This window comes from Acinetobacter geminorum, from assembly GCF_013009345.1.
GTDB classification, from domain to species: domain Bacteria; phylum Pseudomonadota; class Gammaproteobacteria; order Pseudomonadales; family Moraxellaceae; genus Acinetobacter; species Acinetobacter geminorum.
This window is the reverse complement of record NZ_JABELE010000004.1, coordinates 193,307-214,773: the sequence shown is the minus strand read 5'-3', so window position 1 is coordinate 214,773 and position 21,467 is coordinate 193,307. Positions and strand designations below refer to the sequence as shown.

General features: G+C 37.9%; 21 protein-coding genes and 1 riboswitch. Of the genes, 6 read left to right on the top strand and 15 right to left on the bottom strand.

Annotated elements, in window-relative coordinates:
• Positions 1–17: 17 nt before the first annotated feature.
• The 12 genes from lpxA to rimO form a co-directional block, all read right to left on the bottom strand.
• Positions 18–806: an acyl-ACP--UDP-N-acetylglucosamine O-acyltransferase gene (lpxA, locus tag HJG58_RS05660; protein WP_170248211.1), complete on the bottom strand. Its 789-nt coding sequence runs from the start codon at positions 804–806 to the stop codon at positions 18–20.
• Entirely contained in the window at positions 803–1,288 is a 486-nt protein-coding gene (gene fabZ, locus HJG58_RS05655; protein WP_002115603.1) for a 3-hydroxyacyl-ACP dehydratase FabZ, read from the bottom strand. The genes lpxA and fabZ overlap by 4 nt, the downstream gene beginning before the upstream one ends.
• A 6-nt stretch (positions 1,289–1,294) precedes the next feature.
• Positions 1,295–2,365 carry a UDP-3-O-(3-hydroxymyristoyl)glucosamine N-acyltransferase gene (lpxD, locus tag HJG58_RS05650; protein WP_170248210.1) on the bottom strand — a complete coding sequence of 357 codons (1,071 nt, stop codon included), beginning with the start codon at positions 2,363–2,365 and terminating at the stop codon, positions 1,295–1,297.
• A 4-nt stretch (positions 2,366–2,369) separates the two neighbouring features.
• Positions 2,370–2,870 carry an OmpH/Skp family outer membrane protein gene (locus tag HJG58_RS05645; RefSeq protein ID WP_014206985.1) on the bottom strand — a complete coding sequence of 167 codons (501 nt, stop codon included), beginning with the start codon at positions 2,868–2,870 and terminating at the stop codon, positions 2,370–2,372.
• A gap of 41 nt (positions 2,871–2,911) precedes the next feature.
• Positions 2,912–5,437, bottom strand: a complete 2,526-nt coding sequence (gene bamA, locus HJG58_RS05640; RefSeq protein WP_216076519.1) for an outer membrane protein assembly factor BamA — start codon at positions 5,435–5,437, stop codon at positions 2,912–2,914.
• Between the two features lie 36 nt (positions 5,438–5,473).
• Entirely contained in the window at positions 5,474–6,829 is a 1,356-nt protein-coding gene (rseP, locus tag HJG58_RS05635) for an RIP metalloprotease RseP (RefSeq protein WP_170248209.1), read from the bottom strand.
• A 2-nt stretch (positions 6,830–6,831) separates the two neighbouring features.
• Positions 6,832–8,028: a 1-deoxy-D-xylulose-5-phosphate reductoisomerase gene (ispC, locus tag HJG58_RS05630; protein WP_170248208.1), complete on the bottom strand. Its 1,197-nt coding sequence runs from the start codon at positions 8,026–8,028 to the stop codon at positions 6,832–6,834.
• Entirely contained in the window at positions 8,029–8,853 is an 825-nt protein-coding gene (locus HJG58_RS05625; RefSeq protein ID WP_017385994.1) for a phosphatidate cytidylyltransferase, read from the bottom strand.
• A complete protein-coding gene (gene uppS, locus HJG58_RS05620; RefSeq protein WP_068563093.1) occupies positions 8,853–9,605 on the bottom strand; it encodes a polyprenyl diphosphate synthase in 753 nt (250 codons plus the stop codon). The genes HJG58_RS05625 and uppS overlap by 1 nt, the downstream gene beginning before the upstream one ends.
• Positions 9,606–9,610: 5 nt before the next feature.
• The gene (gene frr / locus HJG58_RS05615) at positions 9,611–10,165 is read right to left on the bottom strand and encodes a ribosome recycling factor (protein ID WP_002115638.1); all 555 of its coding nucleotides are present in this window, start codon (positions 10,163–10,165) and stop codon (positions 9,611–9,613) included.
• A gap of 84 nt (positions 10,166–10,249) precedes the next feature.
• Positions 10,250–10,978: a UMP kinase gene (pyrH, locus tag HJG58_RS05610; RefSeq protein WP_000852257.1), complete on the bottom strand. Its 729-nt coding sequence runs from the start codon at positions 10,976–10,978 to the stop codon at positions 10,250–10,252.
• 51 nt (positions 10,979–11,029) lie between these two features.
• Positions 11,030–12,373 (bottom strand): 30S ribosomal protein S12 methylthiotransferase RimO, encoded by a 1,344-nt coding sequence (rimO, locus tag HJG58_RS05605; protein WP_032003820.1) that lies wholly within the window; start codon positions 12,371–12,373, stop codon positions 11,030–11,032.
• Between the two features lie 342 nt (positions 12,374–12,715).
• On the opposite strand from rimO, the gene glnL reads away from it, so the two are divergent.
• The 5 genes from glnL to HJG58_RS05575 all read left to right on the top strand — a co-directional run bounded on the left by glnL (position 12,716) and on the right by HJG58_RS05575 (position 17,970).
• On the top strand, positions 12,716–13,825 hold the full coding sequence (gene glnL, locus HJG58_RS05595) for a nitrogen regulation protein NR(II) (protein ID WP_170248207.1): 1,110 nt from the start codon (positions 12,716–12,718) through the stop codon (positions 13,823–13,825).
• A complete protein-coding gene (gene glnG / locus HJG58_RS05590) occupies positions 13,812–15,305 on the top strand; it encodes a nitrogen regulation protein NR(I) (protein WP_033847310.1) in 1,494 nt (497 codons plus the stop codon). Before glnL ends, glnG begins: the two co-directional genes overlap by 14 nt.
• A 264-nt stretch (positions 15,306–15,569) precedes the next feature.
• Positions 15,570–16,250 (top strand): multidrug efflux transcriptional repressor AdeN, encoded by a 681-nt coding sequence (adeN, locus tag HJG58_RS05585; protein ID WP_170248206.1) that lies wholly within the window; start codon positions 15,570–15,572, stop codon positions 16,248–16,250.
• An 85-nt stretch (positions 16,251–16,335) separates the two neighbouring features.
• Positions 16,336–17,253, top strand: coding sequence for an ornithine carbamoyltransferase (gene argF / locus HJG58_RS05580; RefSeq protein WP_033847312.1), 918 nt, complete (start codon positions 16,336–16,338; stop codon positions 17,251–17,253).
• A gap of 192 nt (positions 17,254–17,445) precedes the next feature.
• A complete protein-coding gene (locus HJG58_RS05575) occupies positions 17,446–17,970 on the top strand; it encodes a protein tyrosine phosphatase family protein (protein ID WP_086265613.1) in 525 nt (174 codons plus the stop codon).
• Here HJG58_RS05575 and ispF read toward each other — a convergent pair.
• Positions 17,958–18,449: a 2-C-methyl-D-erythritol 2,4-cyclodiphosphate synthase gene (gene ispF / locus HJG58_RS05570; protein ID WP_068530955.1), complete on the bottom strand. Its 492-nt coding sequence runs from the start codon at positions 18,447–18,449 to the stop codon at positions 17,958–17,960. The two genes, HJG58_RS05575 and ispF, sit on opposite strands and share 13 nt — an antisense overlap.
• Positions 18,450–18,549: 100 nt before the next feature.
• Here ispF and HJG58_RS05565 point away from each other — a divergent pair, with 100 nt between their 5' ends.
• A complete protein-coding gene (locus HJG58_RS05565; RefSeq protein ID WP_216076518.1) occupies positions 18,550–19,194 on the top strand; it encodes an A1S_1983 family putative colistin resistance protein in 645 nt (214 codons plus the stop codon).
• Positions 19,195–19,238: 44 nt separating this feature from the next.
• Here the strand turns inward: HJG58_RS05565 and HJG58_RS05560 are convergent, their stop codons facing one another.
• Positions 19,239–20,483, bottom strand: coding sequence for a D-amino acid dehydrogenase (locus tag HJG58_RS05560; RefSeq protein WP_170248205.1), 1,245 nt, complete (start codon positions 20,481–20,483; stop codon positions 19,239–19,241).
• Positions 20,484–20,658: 175 nt separating this feature from the next.
• Positions 20,659–20,747: riboswitch (glycine riboswitch) on the bottom strand.
• Positions 20,748–20,896: 149 nt separating this feature from the next.
• On the bottom strand, positions 20,897–21,388 hold the full coding sequence (locus HJG58_RS05555; protein ID WP_170248204.1) for a hypothetical protein: 492 nt from the start codon (positions 21,386–21,388) through the stop codon (positions 20,897–20,899).
• Positions 21,389–21,467 lie beyond the last annotated feature (79 nt).

The window sequence follows — 21,467 nt, the reverse complement described above, 5'->3', positions numbered from 1 at the left end:
TTTTTGAATATCTAGGCTTAACGCACAATACCACGTTCTGATTGCTCAACAGAGTCAATTAATAATTGAGCTTCTGGAACATTCGGCAGAATATCATTTTTAATCTGCTCAACAGCTTGAACAGAAGTCAGGCCTGATTTAAAAATCAATTTATAAGCTTCTCTAAGACCTTGAATTGTATCCTTAGACCAACCCTTTCGGCGCATACCTTCAATATTGATACCAAACGCATGTGCTGGATTACCAGATGCCATAACATAAGCTGGCACATCTTTTAAAATTAAAGATGCTCCACCAACCATACTGTAAGAATCGATTTTACAGAATTGATGAATTCCTGAATTACCACCAATAATGACATGATCACCAATATGGACGTGTCCAGCAACACCTACATTATTTGCGAAAATATTATGATCACCAACAATACAGTCATGCGCAATATGCGTATTAACCATCAATAAGTTATGACTACCTATTTTAGTTAAAGCATGATCTTGTACAGTTCCTCTATGTAAACTGCAATGCTCACGAATTAAATTATGATCTCCAATCTCTAACCAAGTTTCTTCACCTTGATATTTCAAGTCTTGGCAAACCTCACCAACACTTGCAAACTGGAAAATCTCATTATTTTGACCAATTTTGGTAAAACCACCAATTACAACATGTGAATGTAATTTAGTACCAGCTCCAATCGTCACATTTGGACCAATAATACAATAAGGTCCTATCTGGACATCCGGGGCAATCACTGCAGATGGATCAATAATGGCCGTAGAATGAATTAAATCGTGATTGCTCATGCCTGCTCTGTTTTTTGGTGTGAAATCATAATTTCAGCGGTTGTTGCTACAATACCGTCAACGGTAGCCGTACAGTTATATTTGTAGATACCGCGTTTTTGCATTACTAATTCAGATTTTAATACAAGTTGGTCGCCAGCAACTACTTGTTTTTTAAATCTAACCTTTTCTGCACCAGCAAAGAGGAATAAAGAACCCGGTTTTGGTGTCTCGTTATTCATAATAAAACCCAGAACGCCTGAAACTTGAGCCAATGCTTCTACAATTAAGACACCTGGCATAATTGGGTATTCTGGGAAATGCCCTTGCAAGAACTCCTCATTAATGGAAACATTTTTATAACCAACAATACTATTGTCAGTAACTTCAGTCACACGATCAACCAATAAGAATGGATAACGATGCGGCAAATATTGACGAATCGTTTGAATCTGCATTGGTAATTCAGGGATGGCAAATTTAGGTGTAGTTGACTCGGTCATAATATTCTATTTACGCAAATTAAAAGTTGATTCAAGAGACTCTATTTGAGCTTGTATATGATCAAGTCGTTTAGTGATTTGGGTCAATGGCACATCTGCTAATTGTCGCAAGCGTACAATCGTCTTTTTCCAATGACTATTTTCAAACAATCCAATTCCTGAAGAATAAGTACCAGCTTCAGAAATATTTTTTGTGACCATTGACATTCCAGTTAAAGTCACATTATCAGCGATTGAAAGGTGACCAGACACACCGCAGGCTCCTGCAAGAATACAGTTTTTGCCAATTTTAGTGCTTCCAGCAATTCCACATTTAGCAGCAATAGCTGTATTGGAACCAATATGAACGTTATGTGCGATTTGCACAAGATTATCAATAATTACCCCATCTTCCAAAATCGTATTATCTAGTGCCCCTCGATCAATACTACAATTTGATCCGATGCGGACATCATTACCAATGATCACTGAACCTAATTGTGCGATACGATGCCATTTCCCTTGATATGGTGCAAATCCAAAGCCTTCACTACCAATTACAGTACTTGCATGAACTCGAACACGATCAAGTAATTTAGCTCCACCCGTAATAGTGACATGAGAATCGATAAAACAATCCTTGCCAATTTCTACATTATCATCCAGACGAGTATGAGACTGAATAATCGTGTTCTCACCTACTACACAATTCTCACCAATTACAACGTAATGGCCAATATATGCTTTTTCAGAAATAATTGCAGAAGTATGAATTTGAGCAGTACTTTCAATACCTATTGATGTGATCTTTTTATCAAAAGCATGGGTAAGGATGGCAAAAGCCAAATATGGATTATCAACAATAATAAAATTTTGTTTATCAGTAAGCTGTTCTTTAATAGAGCTTGTAACAATGTACGCACCCGCACGGCTAGTCTTTGCTTGATCGATATACTTTTCGCCATTTACGAAAGTAATATGAGAAGGTTCAGCATTTTCTAAACTTGCTAAGTTTATAAATTGAAGACTACCCGCACCGACTAACTCACCATTCACTAGGTGAGCTAGTTCATCTAAACGATAATGTTGCACTTTCATTAATTTATTTCATTGAATTAACCTTTTGTATCATTTTATCAGTTAAATCATATTTAGCGTCATAGGCAACAGTCGAATTTTTATTCAAAATAAAGTCAAGATTATTTTCTTTTCGTAATTGTTCAGCTGCTTGCTTCACACGACTCTCGAAAGTTGAGTTCATTCCTTGCAAGCTAGTTTGAACTTTAGACTGCAAACCTTGTTGAGTTGAGTTAAATTCATTTAATTTCGACTGATATTGAGTCTGAAGCTTTTTAATATCATCTTCTTTCATTTTTTGCCCTTGGGTTTGGGCTTGACGTTGAAGACCTTCTAACTCTTTACCCAACTGCTCAAGACGAGTTGTTGTTGGTTTAACAGATTGATTTAAACTTGCATTTTGTTGTTTTAAATAAGTACTACTTTCAACAACTTTAGCAAGATCAATAACGCCATAACCAGCTGCATTAGTCATAGCAGAAACTGTAAGGCCTAATCCCAACATTAATATATTTAATTTTTTCATCTTAATTTGTTTCCTTATTTCATTGCTTAGTCAAGTCGTACTTAGAAAGTACGACCGATTTCAAACTGAATCTCTTTAGTTTCATCACCAGGCTTATCATTTAATGGGAAGGCATAGCTAAGAGATAATGGCCCAATCATGGTAATCCATGTAAATCCTACACCTACGCTATAACGCATATTGCCTAAATCAAAACCGTAATTGTCTTCACAGTATTTTTTAGCATCTGCGATTTGCTGACCATTCATAATCATAGAATAAGAACCAACGTCACATTTAGTATCAAATACTTGACCACCTTCAGCAAATAACACTGGACGTACTTGGCGAGTCCAATCTCCTTTAAAAGGTAATGGTAAAGCTAATTCAGTACCAAATTGTACAAGAGCGTTACCACCTACTTCTTCTGGAGAACCGTCATTTTGCTTGGTTTCTTGTAAATTTACACTTGCATACTTAGGACCCAAGGTACTGTTATCATAACCGCGTACAGAACCATAACCACCTGCATAGAAGTTTTTATAGAATGGTAAATCATTACCATAACCAAGTTTACCGTAACCACGCAGCACGAAACCTGTGTCTTTAATTGGCCAGAATGCCTGTGCATCATAAGTTGCTTTTTGATAATCAACATCACTACCTGGCAAACCAATTTCCAGACCTACACGATGTGACATACCTGAAGTAGGGAAAATTGGTCTATTTAAGGTGTTATATGACCAACCTAAATTTAAGTTATATGTAAAGAACTCACCTTCAAATGCATTATTATATGGAATTGGTGTAACAAGGCATTTACCAGTATATGTAACCGCTCCTGTAACTGGATCTGTAGTTGTTTCCAACTGATCTGATGGGCAGTAAGTATCTTGACCTGTCGCCTTACCCCCATTCGCTAATAAATAATCACGAACATAGGTAGACACATAAGGACCCGTCGTTACTTTAGTATTATCAATACCAACCGAAGCACTCAGGCTTTGGTTTTCATCAATAGGATAACCAAAACTTAAACTACCACCAAAACTATCGGTAACATAGTTATTAACGTTATAGTCATCATTTAGCTTTGTTTTACGATAGTAAACGTTATAACCGCGGCTTACCCCATCAATCGTGAAGTAAGGGTCAGTAACACTTAAGTTATAGTAGTCTTGAGTTTCAGAACGAGATAAATCGATCGAAACACGATTACCCGTTCCCATAAAGTTAGTTTGACTCAAACCTGCTTGGAAGGTGATACCACCACTTTGCGAGTAACCTACCGCTAATGTCGTAGTTCCCGAATGCTGTTCTTCAACATTTACGTTTAAATCCACCTGATCTGGTGAGTTTGGAATACGAGCTGGTTTAATATCAACTGTTTTGAAGAATCCTGTACGCTCTAGACGAACCTTAGACAAATCAATTTTTTCATTACTTGCTAAAGCGCCTTCCATTTGACGCATTTCACGACGTAGTACTTCATCAGCAGTTTTACTATTACCTGTAAAGTTAATACGACGTACGGTTACTTGCTGGCCTGGGTTTACATAATAGTTTAAGTCAACAACACCCGTTTCATTATTAATCTGCGGAACAACGTTCACATCTGCAAAGTAATAACCAGCATTACCATATTTACGCAATAACAACTGCTTAACAGCATTTACTTTTTCTTGAGAATAAGTATCGCCATCTTTATAGATTTTTAAAGCTTGCAGTTCTTCAGGTTTATAAAGTGCATCACCTAAAAACTTGGTTTGACCAAATTTGAACTGACTACCTTCCTCTACAGCAACTTCAATAAAGATGTTCTTTTTATCTTCACTAATATTAAGCTGTGAGTTATTGATATGAAAATTGATATAACCTTTATTCAGATACATCGCACGCAAAGCTTCAAGGCTCGCTGCCATTTTCTCTCTAGCATAACGGTCATTACGGGTTACAACTGAAGCCCAACCGCTTTCTTTAACTGCGAAAGCTTGCTTAATTTCACTGTCTTTAAAAACTGTATTACCAATAATATTGATATTAAAAACTTTAGCCGCCGTACCTTCATTAAAATTTAATTTAAGTTCAACACGGTTATTTGGACGAGCTATCGTATCAACAGTTACATCAGCATCATAACGGCCTTGCTGAGTATATTGCTGCTCTAATTCGGTTTCAATTGTTTGTAAAGCTGACTTCTTAAAAACTTCGCCTTCAGCAATACCCATTTTTTTGAGGCCTTGCTCTAACGCCTCTTTAGGAATAAGTTTGTTACCCTTAAATTCAAGTTTTGAAATAATTGGGCGCTCTACAACATTAAAAACTAAAGTATCGTTATCTCTTGATGCTTTAATATCGTCAAAAAGTCCAGTGGCATACAATGTTCGAATTGCTTCTGCGATCATCGGTTCATTAACGCGATCGCCACTGTTGATTGGCAACATGGTAGAAACATTTGCAGGAGTTAGACGGACCAAACCATCTATACGAATATCTCGAACAACGAAATCATCAGCTGCATATGCTTGTTGTACCGCTGCCATAGCGCTAACAAGTGCCAAAGGCATTAAAAAATGTGTGTGCCGCATGCCAGTTTTTCCAGTAAGTTATAAATCCATATACGTTTACAAACGCATAAAATCGTTAAATAAAGCTAAAAGCATCATACTACCGAGCAGTACCATACCAATTTTTAGACCAAACATTTGTATTTGTTCAGAAACAGGCTTCCCACGAATAGCTTCAATAATGTAATAAACGAGATGTCCACCATCTAGCATTGGAATTGGCAATAAATTTAAAATTCCAAGACTTACACTCATTAAAGCCATAAATGAGATAAAAGTCTGCCATCCCATTTCTGCACTTTGTCCCGCTACTTTCGCGATTGTAATTGGGCCAGAAAGATTCTCTAGACCAATCAATCCCTTAACCATTTTTACTATTGAACTCAATATCATGCTAGAGATTTGGCTAGTCTTATCTAACGACATCTGGAAAGCTTGTATTGGAGTATATTGAATTGTTTGCTTATATTCGTCAGGAATTGTAATTTTTCCTGCATCGCTTTTTACGCCTAAAACCCCACTCACTTGCCCCATGTTGTCACGCTTTCCTTGAGGCATGACTTGCAAATGAACGAGTTGACCATTACGCAACACATCAATATTAAGTAACTTTTCTGGTGAATGTTGTACGACTTCCACAACATCAAACCAATCCTTCATTACTTGACCATTAATTGAAACAATACGATCACCAACCTTCATTCCTTGACGAATTGCTGCCCCATCTGCAGTCAACTCAGTTACAACAGCAGGAATAACTGGACGATAGGGTGAAAAACCCAATACATCTAAAGCTGATTCATTTTGGTTTTTTAAAAAATCTTTAATCGGTAAAACAATATTTTTCTCAGTGCCTGCACGATCTACATCGATATTCAAGCTACCAGTTTCACCTACACGATCAATCAAAGCAAAGTTAAGTTTTTCCCAAGTTTGCGTTTCTTTTCCGTCAACAGCAATAATCTTATCACCTACTTGTAGTTGAGCAGTTGCTGCTGGCGAGTTAGGTATAACTTTACCCACTCTAGTGTTTAGTTGTTCTTGCGCTGGTAAAAATAAAATCCAGAAAAGTAAAACAGCAAAAATCAAGTTAATTAAAGGTCCAGCCGCAACAATTGCTATACGCTTCCATGGTTTTTGACGGTTAAATGCATAAGGTAAATCTTGCTCTGCAACATTACCTTCGCGCTCATCGAGCATTTTTACATACCCGCCTAAAGGCAAAGCTGAAAGTTGGTACTTAATTCCAGATTTTTTTGATGTCCATTTAAGTAATGTTGGACCGAAACCGATGGAATAGACTAAAACCTTAACACCGAGTTTTCGCGCTACCCAATAGTGACCAAACTCATGAATTGCAATTAATGGACCGAGCAAGAGAGCTGCTGCTGCAATCATAAATAATGCGCTCATTTTCAGCCTCCTATACTTGATATATACTGCTGTGCTACATGTCGTGCTACTTCATCTTTATTTAAAATAGACTCGATATTATCAGCAACTGAGTTTTCCAATTTTTGCAAAGTATGCTCTACCACTTGTGGGATATCTGTAAATCCAATCTGTTCCTTTAAAAATGCAGCAACAGCAACCTCATTTGCAGCATTTAAAATAGTAGGTGCTAGCCCTCCTGCACGCATTGCCTGACGAGCTAAATCCAGTGCTGGAAATTTCTGGATATCCGGTGCTTGAAAATTAAGCTGAGAATACTCAAATAAATCTAAAGCAGGAACACTAGTCTGTAAACGTTCTGGCCATGCTAATGCATGAGCAATCGGTGTACACATGTCTGGATTACCCATTTGAGCCAATGTTGAACCGTCAACATATTGCACCATAGAATGAATAATACTTTGTGGATGAACAACAACTGTAACAAAATGTTCAGATATTGAAAACAAATGGCATGCCTCAATTAACTCCAACCCTTTATTCATAAGAGTAGCTGAGTCAACTGAGATTTTCTGCCCCATAGACCAGTTGGGATGCTTACAAGCCTGTGCGGGAGTAACTTTTTCTAATTGTTCTAACGAATGGTTTAAAAATGGTCCACCTGAAGCGGTCAATAAGATTCTTGATACACCCTGTTGCGGTTGTCCATTTCTTTCAGCTTCTAAATAGTTATGAGGTAATGATTGAAAAATAGCGTTGTGTTCTGAATCTACCGGTAATAATAATGCCTGATGATCACGTGCTGCTTGCATCATGATTTCACCAGACATGACCAAAGCTTCTTTGTTAGCTAGCAAAACGCGTTTACCAGCTTTTACAGCCGCCAATGTTGGCAATAAACCTGCAGCTCCAACAATTGCAGCCATAACTACATCAACATCTGGATGAGATGCGATACTTACCAGCCCTTCCTGATCAGTCAAAATTGCAATATTTTGTAATTCTTTTTTTGCAAATAAAGCTACTAATTCGTCAACTTTTTGCTTTGGAACAACTACGACTTTTGGTTGGAATTGTTTACAGATATCAACCAATTCAGGAATTCGACTATGAGCTGAAACTGCAAATACTGAATACTTATCAGGATGTTGATTTAAAATTTTTAAGGTACTTTGCCCTATGGAACCGGTTACGCCCAATATGCAAACAGATTGTGTCATTTATAAATCTACACCAATAAGTTTTAATATATACATTCCCGTTGCAAAGATCGGGGCTGCAGCAAGTAAAGAGTCAATACGATCTAAAACACCACCATGGCCAGGTAGCACACGTCCAGAATCTTTAATACCAGCACGACGCTTAATCATTGACTCAAACAAATCACCTAGAACTGAACCAAATACTGTAATCAGTGACAAGATAAGAAACAGGATTTGCTGTATTAAAGTTAAATTTAGATATTGGTATTGCACAACCAACATTACCAGTATGGTCGTGATAATACCACCATACAAACCTTCTACTGATTTGTTTGGACTTACAGTTGGTGCTAATTTTCTTTTACCAAATTTACGACCAACAAAGTAAGCACCACTATCTGCACCCCACACGAGTAAGAACAGATACATTAACCACCATGGCGAACTTTGCCAGACAACAAAAATTGAAGTTACCGCCGCACAAACTAAAATAATGCCAATTACATATAGAGTAGCGTTATACCACCCATCAAATTCAGGAAAAGATTTGACCCAATAAACGCTTACAAGCCAAGTCAAAATTGAAGCTGACCACAACAGTAATGCAATATCATGGAAAAATAGAGCAACGCCTGAAACGAATGCAACAAGCAGACCGTAGCACCAAGCTTTTGGCTTTACAGCATTTACAGTTTCATGGGGCATTAATTTATACCATTCATACCCCGCAACCCCTGCTGCTACAATCATAAGAACCAACATTGGATAATGTGATTGCGTAGCAAACATACAGCCTAAAACAACTGCGACAAGTACCAATGCGGTAACAATCCGCTCTAACATTATAAGTTCTCTATTTTCTCTTGCTGAATTTGTTCAGATGTTTTGCCAAAACGACGTTCACGCCCTGAAAAAACATTCAATGCATGATCGAATTCTTGTACTGTAAATTCTGGCCATAAAGTATCAGTAAAATACAGCTCAGCATATGCTGCTTGCCATAACAAGAAATTAGATATGCGATAATCTCCACCTGTACGGATTAATAAGTCCACAGCTGGCAGATCGTTTAGACTGACATATTTTTCGAACAAATCAACATTTATTTGATCAGCACCAAATTCACCACGGGAAACCGCTTCAGCAACTTGTTTTGCTGCATTTGCAATATCCCACATCCCACCATAGCTCACAGCAATAGTTAAGGTCATTGTGTTATGGTGTGCTGTCTGTTGCTCTGCATCTTCCATTAAGGCAACTAGGTGTGACGGTAATCTGGAACGATCGCCTATGAAACGCAAAGCAATATTAAATTTCTTCATGCGAGGTATTTGCTCATGAATAGTTTCTTCAAGAAGCTTCATAAGCAGATCGACTTCAAATTGTGGTCGATTCCAGTTTTCACTTGAAAATGCAAAAACCGTTAAAGCATGAATACCTGTTTTTTTACAATGTTCAACGATAGGATCAAGAACATTTTTACCCTCTCGATGTCCATCACCTTTTTGCATTTGATTTTTTTTTGCAAAGCGGTTGTTGCCATCCATGATGATGGCAACATGCTTAGGAAGATGATACTCTTCTGAATCGGTCATAAAATTTAGACCTTCATCAATTCTGCTTCTTTCGCTGCAAGACGCTTGTCTACTTCTGCAACATATTTGTCAGTGATTTTCTGGATATCATCACCTGCACGGCGCTCATCATCTTCAGAGATTTCTTTCTCTTTTAATAATGCTTTGATATCACCTAACACATCACGACGAATATTACGAATTGCAACTTTTGCATTTTCAGCTTCGCTACGCGCAATTTTTTGCATATCACGGCGTGTTTCTTCAGTTAATGCAGGTAAAGGTACACGAATTGCATCCGCTGTAATCGGGTTTAAACCAAGATCACTCTCACGAATTGCCTTATCAATAGCTGAAACCATGGTACGTTCAAATGGCTGAACAAGAAGTGTACGAGAATCTTCAACACCAACGTTTGCCACTTGATTTAAAGGCACATCAGAACCGTAGTAAGGAACCATTACCCCATTTAAGATTGATGGGTGTGCACGGCCGGTACGAACTTTAGCAAACCCTAGTTCCAAAGACTCAAGAGTTTTTAACATACGCTGTTCGCTGTCTTTTTTCAGATCGTTAATCATATGATCTACCTTACTTATTTATTCAAGGATGTTTTAACAAATTTAATTTAGCGCTAGTATAAAGAGCTTTCGTCAACACGTACATTATTTAGTAACGCGCGTACCTTCTTTTTCGCCCATGACTACTGACAATAGCGCGCCTGATTTATTCATATCAAAAACTTGTAATGGCACATTATGGTCACGACATAAACAAATAGCGGTCAAATCCATAACACCAAGTTTTTCGTCCAATACCTGATCAAAGGTTAAATGATCATATTTAACTGCATCCTCGTATTTACTTGGATCTTTATTATATACGCCATCAACTTTGGTCGCTTTTAGAATTAAATTTGCTTCAATTTCAATTCCACGTAAGCAAGCTGCTGTATCAGTTGTAAAGAATGGATTTCCTGTACCAGCAACAAAAACACAAACTTCACCCTGACTCAAGTGACGAATAGCATCACGACTTGAATAAGACTCAACTACTGTACCAATTGGTAATGCAGACATAAGGCGAGTTCTGATATTACGGCGAACCAATGCATCACGCATAGCCAAGCCATTCATTACAGTTGCAAGCATACCCATTTGATCGCCTGTTACACGACCAACCAAGCCATCTTTTTGCAACTGACTACCACGATACAAGTTACCGCCACCAACAACGATACCCACTTGCACACCTAAGCCAACTAAGTGAGCAATTGAAAGGGACATTTGATCAAGAACTTGGGCATCAATACCCATATCTTTGTTACCTGATAATGCTTCACCAGATAGTTTTAATAAAATGCGTGAATAACGGGGGCTAATTGTTTCCGCCATGAGTTTGCTCCAAAACCTCTTAAACTGAATGCTTTTTTGAATCGTTATCGATTAAACCGACTTAATTTTAATTAACTTTGCAAATAAGTCGTATTCATCCGCATCGGTGATTTCGACTTCCAACATATCGCCTGGTTGAATAGTGCTCTTATCGATATCTTCTACAAAGACATTACCGTCAATTTCCGGAGCATCGGCATAAGAACGTGCAACAGCAACAGGATATTCATCTTCCAAACTATCGACTAATACAGTCATCGTTTGACCAATACGTTTTTGCAACTTAGCAGCAGAAATTTGTTGCTGCACTTGCATAAAGCGCTCGTAACGCTCTTGCTTAATTTCTTCAGGCACATGATCGGGTAAATCATTTGCCGTAGCGCCTTCTACTGGTGAGTAGGTAAAGCAGCCAACACGATCAAGTTCAGCTTCAACTAACCAATCGAGCAATATTTGAAAATCTTCTTCAGTTTCGCCTGGGAAACCCACAACAAATGTAGAACGAATTACAAGTTCCGGGCATTTTTCACGCCACAATTTAATTTTTTCGAGTGTATTTTCACTGTGAGCCGGACGCTTCATTAACTTAAGAATACGCGGGCTTGCATGTTGGAATGGAATATCAAGATATGGCAGAATTTTACCTTGTGCCATTAAGTCAATAACCGCATCAACATGTGGGTATGGATAAACATAATGTAAGCGCACCCAGATACCAAGTTGGCCTAGTGCTTCACACATATCAAAGAATTTTGTTTTAACAGGCTGGCCATTCCAGAAATCAAGTTTGTACTTGGTATCTACACCATAAGCTGATGTATCTTGCGAAATAACCAAAATTTCTTTAACACCTGCTCTTTTAAGCGCAGCAGCTTCTTCCAGTACACTTCCAACTGGACGCGATACTAGATCGCCACGCATACTTGGGATAATACAGAAGGTACAACGATGGTTACATCCTTCAGATATTTTTAAATAGGCATAATGTTTTGGTGTTAAGCGAATTCCTTGTTCAGGAACCAAATCAACAAACGGGTTGTGTTTAGGAGGTGCCGGTACATATTCATGCACAGCTTCCATTACATCTTGATAAGCTGCTGCACCAGTAACCTTTAAAACGTTTGGATGCATTTGACGAATTTTGTCTTCGTCTTTACCTAAGCATCCAGTAACGATTACTCGACCATTTTCACTCATGGCCTCGCCAATTGCATCTAGCGACTCTTGTACCGCAGATTCGATAAAACCACAGGTATTAACAACAACTAAATCAGCACCATCATAATCTGATGCAACTTGATAACCTTCAGTCTTTAACTGAGTTAAAATTCGTTCAGAATCTACCAATGCCTTAGGACAACCTAAAGAAACAAAACCGACTTTGGGGGTCTTCATGAATCTGCGCTCCACTTGAATGCGCGTATTGTATGTCTTTTCTTGTCTCAAGCATAGGTGGAAAGCCTACTCTTTGTGTAATGCACCAAAATACGACCAACATTTGCACCAAAACTCACCTTTGCACCAAGTTGGATCATGTTATTATCTATATTCAAGCCATCAGTTTTGATCAACCGATATAAAGACCGATTTCAGCGCGTTTTTAAATACTTTAAAACTTTAAAATAACCCATAAACAAAGTTGGCGTATATTTTGCATCGTTCATGTTCTATAACGGTGAAAATCCGATAACCAATGAAGATGCCATTGCGCTATTTTAAGACAGGAACGATTCGCTAATGGATCAACACAACCCTATCGACTATCGCCTATTGGTAGACAATTTAACTACTGCGATTTTATTGATCGATGGTAACTTGAATATTTTTTACTTAAATTCTGCCTGCGAAGCACTATTTGACATTAGTTTGCTTCGAGCTTCAGGACAGCCGGTTTTGAACTTACTTCATGCACCAGATGATACTTTTAATACACATGAAGCTTTATTAAACACCATAAAAACGGGTCAACCTTATACTCGTCGAGAAGCGGTTATTAATGTCAACTTTAAAGACCTTCATGTTGATTACACAGTGTCTCAATTAAATGCAGGTAAAAGTTATCACCCATTACTCTTGCTTGAGCTCAACCCGATTGATCGCATGTTAAAGATTTCTAAAGAAGAAAATCTGGTACAACAACATCAGGTGGCTAGGCAGCTTGTACGTGGCGTGGCTCACGAAATTAAGAACCCACTGGCAGGTATTCGTGGTGCAACTCAATTACTCGCTCGCAGTTTAAACGATAAGAGTTATGCTGAATTTACAGATGTCATTATTAATGAAGTAGATCGTTTAACTAACTTGGCAGATACTATGTTGGGTTCTAGACAACTCCCAAGTTATGAAAATGTTAACGTACACGAGCCTTTGGAGCGAGTGCGTTCACTTATCGCCAACCAGACAAAGAAGAAAATTAAAATTATACGGGATTATGATTTGTCTTTACCCGATGTTAATGCCGATCGTGATCAATTAATACAAGTCATGCTCAACATTAGTGTAAATGCAATTCAAGCCATAACAGAAAACAAAGCATTTTTTATAGATCACGAACCGGAGTTAATTCTACGTACACGCATACAACGTCTTGTCACGATTAACGGTGTACTAAATCGATCTACAGTGCGAGTCGATATAGAGGACAATGGACCAGGCATTCCTGAAAGTATTTTGGAGTCAGTATTCTATCCATTGGTTACTGGACGAGCAAAAGGTACTGGGCTTGGCCTGAGTATTGCACAGAATATTATGCATCAACATAACGGAATGATTGAATGCCAATCTGTTCCTGGAAAAACAATTTTTAGCTTATATTTACCTTGGGAGTCAGACCGTGTCGCGAAATAAAATATGGGTTATTGATGATGATCGCGCCATGCGATGGGTATTGGAAAAGACCTTTAAAGAGGAAGGTTTTGATGTTACCAATTTTGAAGAAGCTCAAACTGCGCTGGAACGTTTGCACCATGATGCTCCCGATGTCATCTTAACTGACATCCGCATGCCTGGAATTGATGGTTTAACTTTTTTGTCTAAAGTCAAAAACACCCATCCAGATTTACCTGTCATTATTATGACAGCACATTCTGACTTAGAGTCTGCTGTATCAAGCTATCAAACGGGTGCATTTGAGTATTTACCAAAACCTTTTGATATTGATGAAGCTTTAGCTTTAGTCAATCGCGCGATCCTGCACATTAATAAACTACAACAGCAAGAAGCTACAAAAACAGCCTCACCTCTTCAATCAACAGAAATTATTGGTGAATCTCCGGCAATGCAGGAGGTTTTCCGCGCCATCGGTCGTTTATCTCAATCTCATATTACTGTTTTAATTAATGGTGAATCAGGTACAGGTAAAGAACTAGTTGCGCATGCTTTACACAAGCACTCCCCACGCCGTGCTAAGCCTTTTATTGCTTTAAATATGGCTGCAATTCCAAAAGACTTGATTGAAACCGAGTTATTTGGTCATGAAAAAGGCGCTTTTACAGGAGCAAACACTCAGCATCAGGGCCGCTTTGAACAGGCAAATGGTGGAACATTGTTCCTTGATGAAATTGGTGATATGCCATTTGAAACTCAGACTCGATTGCTTCGCGTACTCGCTGACGGGGAGTTCTATCGTGTAGGTGGACATATTCCCGTTAAAGTAGATGTTCGAATTGTAGCGGCTACACATCAGGATTTAGAAAAGCTGGTAAATGAAGGTCGCTTCCGTGAAGACCTATATCACCGCTTAAATGTTATTCGTATTCACATTCCTAAACTTGCTCACCGTAGCGAAGATATCCCGATGCTTGCGCAGCATTTTCTTGCTCGTGCAGGCAAAGAGCTTGGTGTAAGTCCAAAAATCTTACGCACTGAAACAACGGACTACATGCAACAGTTACCATGGCCCGGTAATGTTCGCCAACTAGAAAACACATGCCGCTGGTTAACTGTAATGATCACTGGTCGTGAAGTTTATCCAGAAGATTTACCATCAGAGCTTAAACAAGTTCCATTGCAAAAGAATAGTGATTCTGGACAACCTGCACCTTCATTTGAGCGTATCTCCTTACACCATTGGGATGAGCTACTAAATCAATGGGCCATTCAAAAGCTTAAGAATGGTGAAATGAAGATTTTGGATATTGCCACACCGATGTTTGAACGCACATTGATTAACGCAGCTCTACAACAAACACGTGGACGCAAACGTCACGCAGCGGAATTATTAGGTTGGGGTCGCAATACCTTAACACGCAAATTAAAAGAACTTGGAATGGATTCTGCAGATGATGATGAAGAAGATGAGCACAAGGTTACTCAAACTGAGGCCTAAAACACTTATGCGTTAACTTCAGAGCGGTTAAGTCATTCTTAGCCGCTTTTTTTAAGATCGGATTTCCATTAAATTTTAAAATAAACACGAGGTTACATCATTTAATCATTTCAAAAACAAACTAACCCCATATTTTTTATTATTTTATTTGCTTTAATTAGTTAATTACTGTTCAGCATATGATCTAAAAAAATAGCAATCAGCATCCTTAAAGATAGTTTTGCTATACTAAATAAGCAAAGTTAGTCGTAATTATTAAATTTTATGCATGATTCAGTCATGGATTCACATCATCTTGTATGTGAAAAACCTCAAACACGCCGCGGTATTGAACGTCGTTTAGCCCTATTGTTAAGCGCGACCGAGCTGTTTCTAGAGAAAGGATATGATGCAGTATCTCTTGATGATATTGTCAATCATGCAGGCGGTTCTAAGGCGTCAATTTATAAGTATTTTGGCAATAAAGATGGTTTATTTACAGCAATTTGCGATTACCGCCGCGAAATGTTCTTTAAAGATATTTGTGTACCATTTCAGCCTTCACAAAGCTCTCTACGCGATTATTTAGTTCAAACTCTGATCCGCTTTTATACTCATATTATTCAACCTGAACACATCGCTTTTTTACGTCTAGTTATAGAGCAAACACAATGCAATGCAACTTTGAGTCAATATCTATATGAAAAGTGCGCTCTAGACGTACAAAACACAATTGCTCAAGCACTTCTCTTCTCTCACCAAGCAGAAGAAATTTTTTGCGCATCTCCAGATTATTCCTCTTTAATGTATTTTGGAATTTTACGTGATATCGAATGGCGTATGATTATGGGAATGCCACTTCCACCTAATGAGAAAGAAGCTATTGATTATATTAATTATTGCGTAGATATTTTCTTAAAAGGCCATCATAAAGTCTATTTCTTTTGCATTTTAAAATGCTTATAGTATAGTAGACTTCTTTTTTCCCACATCCACCCAGCCAACAACAGATAATTGTTATATTTCAAAACAATTATTATGGAGTAGCTACATGGCTCTAAGACATTTCCTGACTTTACGTGATCTATCCACTCTAGAACTTAATCGCATTTTGGAACGCGCAAGCGAGCTTAAAAAAATGCAACATGACAATAAGGTCTACCAACCTTTTGTCGGTAAAGTATTGGGAATGATTTTTGAGAAATCAAGCACACGTACACGTATCTCTTTTGAAGCAGGTATTAACCAATTTGGCGGTAGTGCGATTTTTTTATCGCCTCGTGACACACAATTAGGCCGTGGCGAACCAATCGAAGATTCAGCACGTGTAATTTCAAGTATGCTTGATATTGTGATGATTCGTACCTTTGGTCATGACATTGTTGAACGTTTTGCTTCTTATTCAAAAGTGCCTGTAATTAACGGCTTAACTGATGACCACCACCCTTGCCAGTTATTAGCAGATTTACAAACATATATTGAACATCGCGGCAGCATCGAAGGCAAAACCGTTGCTTGGATTGGCGATGGTAATAATATGTGTAATTCATACATTGAAGCTGCACACATGATGGGTTTCAAACTCAAGATTGCATCGCCAAAAGGATATGAACCTAAACCTGAATTTTTAGCGGAGTTTGGTCATTGCGTTGAGCTTTATGATAATGCGGAAGATGCAGCAGTAAATGCCGATCTCATTGTGACTGATGTATGGGCAAGTATGGGCCAAGAAGAAGAACAAAAACTTCGTGAAAAAGCCTTTGCTGATTTTCAGGTTAACGAAAAATTAATGGGTCTTGCTCACCCAGACTGTTTATTTATGCACTGCTTACCTGCTCATCGTGGCGAAGAGATTTCGGAAACCATGCTCGATCATAAAAATGCAGTGGTATGGGATGAGGCAGAAAACCGTCTTCATGCTCAAAAAGCTTTAGTCGAATTTTTATTGAATGAAAATCTAAAAGCTTAAGTATTTAGAAAAAAACAGCATCTTTATGATGCTGTTTTTTTATTTTTATAAGACTTGTAGTTCTCTAGTTAATTATTTTTAAAATTTTGATAACGTTGTCGAATATATAAACACTCTATATTTCAACTCTGATCTAGAATCGTGTATAACATTCTACACAATAAGCTAAGCCTACTCTTGTAGAGTGCGATCATGACAACCGTTGAACAATCATTATCCCAAATTCCCACATTTTCAATTATTCATGAACATTTATTTAGTTCAGCCCAACCTTCTGTCGAACAACTAAAATTGATTAAAGAGTATGGGTGTAGTACAGTCATTAACCTTGCTTTAACTAATGCTTCAAATCATCTTGAAAATGAAGATCGTATTTGTTTAGACCTTGGTTTAAATTACATTCATATTCCAATTGATTGGGAGATTCCTTCTGCTGAGCAGTGCTTATTAGTTTTAGATTTGATTGATCATTTAGTGCAAAATGAAATTGTTTGGATACATTGTGCCAAAAATAAACGTGTAAGTTGCCTTATGTATGTCTATAGACAGTTTTATATGAATATGGATATGCCTACGTCTCAAGATTTATTGCACGAAATTTGGGAACCAAACGAAACTTGGACTGGACTCATTCATAGTATTACCTTACAGCTACAAGGCCGTAAGGCAACTCTAGAACTTCAGCAATCTTTGCAACAGGCCGATCATTTAGTGTGATGAGAGACTAAAACAGTCGCTGTTGCCAAAATGCCTTCTTGACGACCGGTAAACCCTAGTTTTTCGGTTGTCGTTGCTTTAATGCTAATTTGATTAATATCTACATTTAGAACGTCAGCAATGCTTTGGCGCATTTCTAAATTATGCTTAGCTAGTTTTGGACGCTCACAAGCCACCGTAATATCGGCATTATTTAACTGATATCCGCGGTCTAAAATTAATTGATAAACATGCTTTAACAATACTCGACTATCTGCGCCTTTGTATTCTGGATCAGTATCAGGAAAATGCTGTCCAATATCTCCAAGCGCTAAAGCGCCTAATAAAGCATCACATAGCGCATGAAGTACGACGTCACCATCCGAGTGTGCTTTCAAACCATGTGTATGTGGAATTTGAATACCCGCCAATGTAACGAAGTTCCCCTCTTCAAAGGCATGTACATCTATTCCTTGTCCAATACGAATCTGAGCAACCATATAAATTATTACCTTCCATAAAAACTTAAGAAATCTTGTATTCAGCCTTTCTGTTTCGCTATAGTACACCTAGCAAAGTAGACTGAAAGTATAAGCGATCATGCTGTCTAATACTGATATGAATCAATTGAAAAGATTAAGTTTTGTCGTGACACTGAGTTGTTTATGTTCACCTCTTGTCTTTGCAGAATCAATAGACTGTTCCAATACTGGAACTAAGCTTAAAATCTGCTCAAAAACATTTAGTGAATCAAGAAAGCAACTCAATAATAAATATCTTTCTGCATATTTAGTTACTGATGCCCCCTTACAGCTTTTACAGGATACACAAAAGTTATGGTCTAAACATACTCAGCAATGCAAGAGCAATACATGTATTCAACAACAGTTTGATTTACGTACTGATGACTTAAATTTTTATGCGTCGCTTAAGCAAACGCTTACCCAACATTATCTTAAGTTTGAGAATGGACATATAGCAAATCAGCCTGTACACATTCAAGTCCATCAACTTGCGAAAGACAAAATCAAGATTGAAGGGATAGCATACCGCAGCCCAAATAATCGCAAAGAAACTCAAACGATTTCATTGATGGCGTATAGTTCGCCTGAGCAAAAAAGTGAAATTTTAGACAATGAGCACAACTGTAAATATCAGTTTAATTTTCAAAAAGCTTTACTGAAGGTAAAAACTCAGCAAAAAGGCTGTGAACGTTTCAGTGGAATCTACCGCTTATATGATTAACGCTTAAAATAAAAGCCAGTGCTTAAACACTGGCTTTTTAGTTCCTACACTGGATATTTTTGTGCAATATCCTGACCCACTAGAACTGCGGTCGCCGCAGACAAAGTCCAACCTAAGTGCCCATGCCCTGTATTATAAAAGACACGAGGTTGTTTAGATTGTTTTACTACTGGCAGCATATTTGGCATCATAGGCCTTAACCCAGCCCAAGGCACCACATGCTCTGTGGAAATATCAAAATTACGGTTTACCCAATTCACTAATGGTTGAATACGATCAGCCCGTATGTCGCGGTTATAGCCATTAAACTCAGCAGTCCCTGCCACACGCAGTCGATCTTTACCTAAACGAGAGGTCACAATTTTTGCACTTTCATCTAACAAGCTCACCCAAGGAGCATTCTTCACACTGTGCTCATCTTTTAATTGCACTGTAATTGAATAACCTTTTACTGGATACACATTTACTCGCTCACCAATCATGTCGGCAAGTTGATAACTCCCTACACCACCACAAACCACAAGTACATCACCTTCTAGCTGAATGTTGTCGGACTCAACCAGATAGGGATGCTCAGCACTTGGCTGACAAGTTACGACTACTTTGTCTGCGCTGCACTTAATATCCATAACTTCTAGGCCGAACTTATATTCAACGCCATATTGTTTAGTCTTCTCGGCCAAAGAGGTTGAATATTTATGAATATCACCCGTCGCATCACTTGGTGTGTAATAACCACCGAAATAGTCACCCGTCAAAGATGGTTCTATTATTTTCATTTCATCAGGTGAAACCGAATAGCGCTCCAATGTACCTTTGTTCAATACATTATTAACTTGTTTAGCAATCTCGTAGTCAGCCTTACTGTGATACATATGGAGAATTCCACGTTTCTCTAAATCAAACTCAAGTTGCTCTTTTTCAGCTACTTCAAATAAACGCTTACGAGCGAGTAATGCCAAACGAACTGTCTCAATCGTATTCGCTTCATAGTTTTTAATATGTGATAGAAATTCAACTAGCCAACTATACTTATGCAAACTAAATGAAGGGTTCAACAATAGAGGAGCATCTTTTTGTCTCATCCATTTAAAGCCTTTAATCACGGTAGCTTTTTGGTTCCATACTTCGGCGTTACAAGCCGATAATTGCCCTCCATTGGCAAATGATGTTTCCATTGCAGGATATAAATGTCGATCAATCACTGTGACTTGATAACCCAGTTGAGATAACTCATAAGCAGAGGTAACCCCTGTGATTCCCGCACCTATCACAATAACATGTGGCATAACAGACTCCTCAGAAATGCAAAACATTTCATCAGTACAGCCCATCTGTCATTGGTACCTGAGAGTTTCGACCCCAACGTTACCTTTTAACGTTTAGATCTTCCCCTTCGGTGAGTTTATAATTTATAAGTTATTGTTTTCCATTCTTATAAATCTAAGCTTCTCTCCAGATTTTTTAATTATTACAGTCCTTTTGCCTGAGAGTTTCCGGGCTTGTTGCTCCTTCGGCGGGTTCTTAATGAACCTCTCTCCCGCAATAATTTTGTATTTATATAAGCAATGTATCTGCCACATTAGAAAAAACGCATTCTTTTCTTGTAAACTTTTGTATAAGCAATTTTAAAAATATAAGTTATTGATTTAATTAGCAATAAAAAAGGTGAATTTTTATAAATTCACCTTTTGCACTTAAATTAGAGTTTTCCGTTGAGCACTTGGTCTGAAACCGTACCCTTCCATTGCTCACGCAAAGTTGGTAAATAGAATTTTTCACCAATAGTGACCAGCTCAGCATCAATCAATGCATGAACTTCGTGCATAAAAATATAATCCAAAGCAACTAAAGAAAGCTGATGATTTTTTTGCGCTGTTTTCTTACGTTTTACCTGTGCTTGTTTCACTAGCTCATTTGCAAAGTTTTTATCTTTATAAGCAGTAATTGCATTTAAACGAAGCTCTATCACACCCCATCCCGCTAATAGCTTTTTAAAGACTTCAAAATCTTTTGAGGTTGATTCCCACGTTACGTTTTCTAAAGCATTATTTTCAGGTAAAACTGGTAATAATAAATCCGCTGTACTTGGGAAAATCTTTTTAAGATTTAACAGAAACTTAACCGGCTGATCACTAGGATAATCATTAAATTGCACGTGTTGTTGGGTATCTGTCAAATAAATAGAGAGCATTCAAAAATCCTTAACTAAGCAGCTGTTTTTAATAATTTTATCTCTAACTTTGCGAAATAAATGCAAAACAAAAAACAAT

Bases quoted from the DNA above. Each gene is read 5' to 3' on its own strand.
- pyrH (WP_000852257.1), bottom strand. From the start codon at position 10,978: ATGGCGGAAACAATTAGCCCCCGTTATTCACGCATTTTATTAAAACTA.
- bamA (WP_216076519.1), bottom strand. From the start codon at position 5,437: ATGCGGCACACACATTTTTTAATGCCTTTGGCACTTGTTAGCGCTATG.
- lpxD (WP_170248210.1), bottom strand. From the start codon at position 2,365: ATGAAAGTGCAACATTATCGTTTAGATGAACTAGCTCACCTAGTGAAT.
- HJG58_RS05645 (WP_014206985.1), bottom strand. From the start codon at position 2,870: ATGAAAAAATTAAATATATTAATGTTGGGATTAGGCCTTACAGTTTCT.
- ispF (WP_068530955.1), bottom strand. From the start codon at position 18,449: ATGGTTGCTCAGATTCGTATTGGACAAGGAATAGATGTACATGCCTTT.
- HJG58_RS05625 (WP_017385994.1), bottom strand. From the start codon at position 8,853: ATGTTAGAGCGGATTGTTACCGCATTGGTACTTGTCGCAGTTGTTTTA.
- frr (WP_002115638.1), bottom strand. From the start codon at position 10,165: ATGATTAACGATCTGAAAAAAGACAGCGAACAGCGTATGTTAAAAACT.
- lpxA (WP_170248211.1), bottom strand. From the start codon at position 806: ATGAGCAATCACGATTTAATTCATTCTACGGCCATTATTGATCCATCT.
- adeN (WP_170248206.1), top strand. From the start codon at position 15,570: ATGCATGATTCAGTCATGGATTCACATCATCTTGTATGTGAAAAACCT.
- glnL (WP_170248207.1), top strand. From the start codon at position 12,716: ATGGATCAACACAACCCTATCGACTATCGCCTATTGGTAGACAATTTA.
- HJG58_RS05565 (WP_216076518.1), top strand. From the start codon at position 18,550: ATGCTGTCTAATACTGATATGAATCAATTGAAAAGATTAAGTTTTGTC.
- HJG58_RS05560 (WP_170248205.1), bottom strand. From the start codon at position 20,483: ATGCCACATGTTATTGTGATAGGTGCGGGAATCACAGGGGTTACCTCT.
- ispC (WP_170248208.1), bottom strand. From the start codon at position 8,028: ATGACACAATCTGTTTGCATATTGGGCGTAACCGGTTCCATAGGGCAA.
- argF (WP_033847312.1), top strand. From the start codon at position 16,336: ATGGCTCTAAGACATTTCCTGACTTTACGTGATCTATCCACTCTAGAA.
- fabZ (WP_002115603.1), bottom strand. From the start codon at position 1,288: ATGACCGAGTCAACTACACCTAAATTTGCCATCCCTGAATTACCAATG.
- rseP (WP_170248209.1), bottom strand. From the start codon at position 6,829: ATGAGCGCATTATTTATGATTGCAGCAGCAGCTCTCTTGCTCGGTCCA.
- uppS (WP_068563093.1), bottom strand. From the start codon at position 9,605: ATGACCGATTCAGAAGAGTATCATCTTCCTAAGCATGTTGCCATCATC.
- HJG58_RS05555 (WP_170248204.1), bottom strand. From the start codon at position 21,388: ATGCTCTCTATTTATTTGACAGATACCCAACAACACGTGCAATTTAAT.
- HJG58_RS05575 (WP_086265613.1), top strand. From the start codon at position 17,446: ATGACAACCGTTGAACAATCATTATCCCAAATTCCCACATTTTCAATT.
- rimO (WP_032003820.1), bottom strand. From the start codon at position 12,373: ATGAAGACCCCCAAAGTCGGTTTTGTTTCTTTAGGTTGTCCTAAGGCA.